This window comes from Streptomyces sp. NPDC020362 (assembly GCF_040642095.1).
Classification (GTDB): domain Bacteria; phylum Actinomycetota; class Actinomycetes; order Streptomycetales; family Streptomycetaceae; genus Streptomyces.
Genome location: NZ_JBFAET010000436.1, coordinates 1 through 2452 on the forward strand (window position 1 = coordinate 1; position 2452 = coordinate 2452).

The following is a 2452-nucleotide window of genomic DNA, read 5'->3' on the forward strand; positions in this document are numbered from 1 at the left end:
GTGCGGGGTGGCTCAGACGGTCGTGACGACGTCGTCGTAGGCCAGGCGCGGGGAGCGCGGGAACCAGGCGTCCGGGCCCGGACGGCCGATGTTGACGACCATCAGCGGGGTGTGGTCGTCGTCCAGGAACTCCTTGCGGACTCCCTCGAAGTCGAGGCCGGTCATCGGGCCGGCGGCCAGGCCCGCGGCGCGGACGCCGATGATGAAGTACGCGGCCTGCAGGGCGGCGTTCAGTGCGGCGGCGCCCTCACGGGCCGGGCGCTCGCTGAAGAACACGTCCTTGGCCTGCGGGAAGTGCGGGAAGAGGGTCGGCAGCTCCTCGTGGAACTCGTTGTCCGCGGAGAGGATCGCGACCAGCGGGGCGGCGGCGGTCTTCGGCTGGTTGCCCTCGGCCATGTGCTTCACCAGGCGCTCGCGAGCCTCGGGGGAACGGACCAGCGTGATGCGCAGCGGGGACTGGTTGAAGGCGGTGGGGCCGTACTTGACCAGGTCGTAGATCGCCTGGACGTGCTCCTCGGTCACCGGCTCGTCGGTGAAGGTGTTCGCGGTGCGGGCCTCGCGGAACAGCAGGTCCTGGGCGGCGGGGTCAAGAACGAGAGACATGGCGTGCACTTCCTGGGGGTGGCGTCCGATCCGGACCGCGGTCCGGATCGGCTGACGGCACCGACAGTACGCCAGGGAAGTTCAAGGTTCAACGAAGATGGAGGTGTGGTGATCCGCTTCACAGCAGACGGCATCACCGGCGCTACTCGCGGCCCTCTTTCCCGGCCCCTTCCTCTTCCTCCTCGGCCAGCGCCGCGTCCAGCCGGGCCCGGGCGCCCTCCAGCCAGCGCCGGCACACCTTGGCCAGCTCCTCACCGCGCTCCCACAGCGCCAGGGACTCCTCCAGCGTCGTACCACCGGCCTCCAGCCGCCGTACGACCTCGATCAACTCGTCCCGCGCCTGCTCGTACGAGAGCGCCTCATCCGCCTTGCTGGTCATCCACCCACCCTAGACATCGGCCTGGACATCGACTCGAACCGTGAACCCGCCCTCGGCGACCCGCGCGCGCAGCGCCTCACCCGTCGCGACCTCGTCCGGATCCCGCACCACGTGCCCGTCGGCCCGCTGCAGCACCGCGTACCCGCGCTTGAGCGTGGCGGCGGGGGAGAGGGCCACCACGCGTGCGTGCGTGTGCGTCAGCTCCGAGTCGGCGCGGTCCAGCAGATGGCCGACGGTGCGCCGGCCGCGGTCCAGCAGGGACGCCACGTGATCGGCGCGCTCGTCGAGCATCCGGTGCGGATCCTCCATCGAGGGCCGGGCCAGCGCATGCGCCAGCCCCCGCTCCTCGCGCTCCAGGAACGCGCCCACGCACCGCCGGGCCCGGTCCCGCAGCATCCGCACCCGCTCGACCTCCTCGCCCACGTCGGGCACGACCTTCTTGGCCGCGTCGGTCGGGGTCGAGGCGCGCAGGTCGGCGACGTGGTCGAGGAGCGGATTGTCCGGCTCGTGCCCGATGGCGGAGACGACGGGCGTACGGCACTGGGCCACCGCCCGCACCAGCTGCTCGTCGGAGAACGGCAGCAGATCCTCCACGCTGCCGCCGCCCCGCGCGACGACGATGACGTCCACGTCCTCCATCGCGTCCAGCTCCTTGACGGCCTGCACGACCTGCGGGACGGCGTGCACGCCCTGCACCGCGACATTGCGCACCTCGAAGCGGACGGCGGGCCAGCGGTGGCGGGCGTTCTCCAGCACGTCCCGCTCCGCGGCGGAGGCGCGGCCGCAGACCAGTCCGATCAGCTGGGGCAGGAACGGCAGCGGCTTCTTGCGTTCCGGCGCGAACAGCCCCTCGGCCGCGAGCGTCTTCTTCAGCTGCTCGAGGCGGGCCAGCAGCTCGCCGACGCCGACGGGCCTTATCTCGGCCGCCCTGAGCGACAGCTGCCCGCGCGGCGCGTACCACTCCGGCTTGGCGAGCACGACGACCCGCGCGCCCTCGCCGACGACATCGGCCACGGCGTCGAACACCTGCCGGTAGCAGGTCACGCTGACGGAGATGTCGTGCGAGGGGTCCCGCAGGGTCATGAACACGACTCCGGCCCCCGGCCGCCGCGACAACTGCGTGATCTGCCCTTCGACCCACACCGCACCGAGCCGGTCGATCCACCCCCCGATCATCCGGGAGACCTCACCTACGGGGAGGGGCGCTTCGGGCGATGTGTTCACGGCCATGCGCCGAGCGTAATGGGCGGCACCGACATCCCGGCCCGCCCGGCGTCCGAGGACGACCCGTTCGGTAGTTCCAGCCCGTCCGGGGTTCGAGGGCGGCGACCCGTTCGGAAGTTCCCGCCCGCCCGGCGTCCGAGGACGACCCCATCGGTAGTTCCAGCCCGTCCGGCGTTCGAGGACGAGGCCCGTTCAGGGCCGGTGCGGGGCCAGGGGGCGCAGCCCCCAGGGGCGGGACGGGTAGGG

At 72.2% G+C, this 2452-nt stretch carries 3 protein-coding genes; all 3 read right to left on the bottom strand.

All coding sequences use genetic code 11. From position 1 onward, the window contains the following. Positions 1-12: 12 nt before the first annotated feature. The 3 genes from AB0H32_RS47925 to xseA all read right to left on the bottom strand — a co-directional run bounded on the left by AB0H32_RS47925 (position 13) and on the right by xseA (position 2212). Positions 13-603 carry a malonic semialdehyde reductase gene (locus AB0H32_RS47925; protein ID WP_361135929.1) on the bottom strand — a complete coding sequence of 197 codons (591 nt, stop codon included), beginning with the start codon at positions 601-603 and terminating at the stop codon, positions 13-15. Positions 604-745: 142 nt separating this feature from the next. After that, positions 746-982 (bottom strand): exodeoxyribonuclease VII small subunit, encoded by a 237-nt coding sequence (locus AB0H32_RS47930; protein ID WP_361135931.1) that lies wholly within the window; start codon positions 980-982, stop codon positions 746-748. A gap of 9 nt (positions 983-991) precedes the next feature. Further along, positions 992-2212: an exodeoxyribonuclease VII large subunit gene (gene xseA / locus AB0H32_RS47935; protein ID WP_361135934.1), complete on the bottom strand. Its 1221-nt coding sequence runs from the start codon at positions 2210-2212 to the stop codon at positions 992-994. Between the last annotated feature and the right edge of the window lie 240 nt (positions 2213-2452).

What these genes read in the sequence shown, in the direction of transcription:
- xseA (WP_361135934.1), bottom strand. Translation starts at nt 2,212, where the DNA reads ATGGCCGTGAACACATCGCCCGAAGCGCCCCTCCCCGTAGGTGAGGTC.
- AB0H32_RS47930 (WP_361135931.1), bottom strand. Translation starts at nt 982, where the DNA reads ATGACCAGCAAGGCGGATGAGGCGCTCTCGTACGAGCAGGCGCGGGAC.
- AB0H32_RS47925 (WP_361135929.1), bottom strand. Translation starts at nt 603, where the DNA reads ATGTCTCTCGTTCTTGACCCCGCCGCCCAGGACCTGCTGTTCCGCGAG.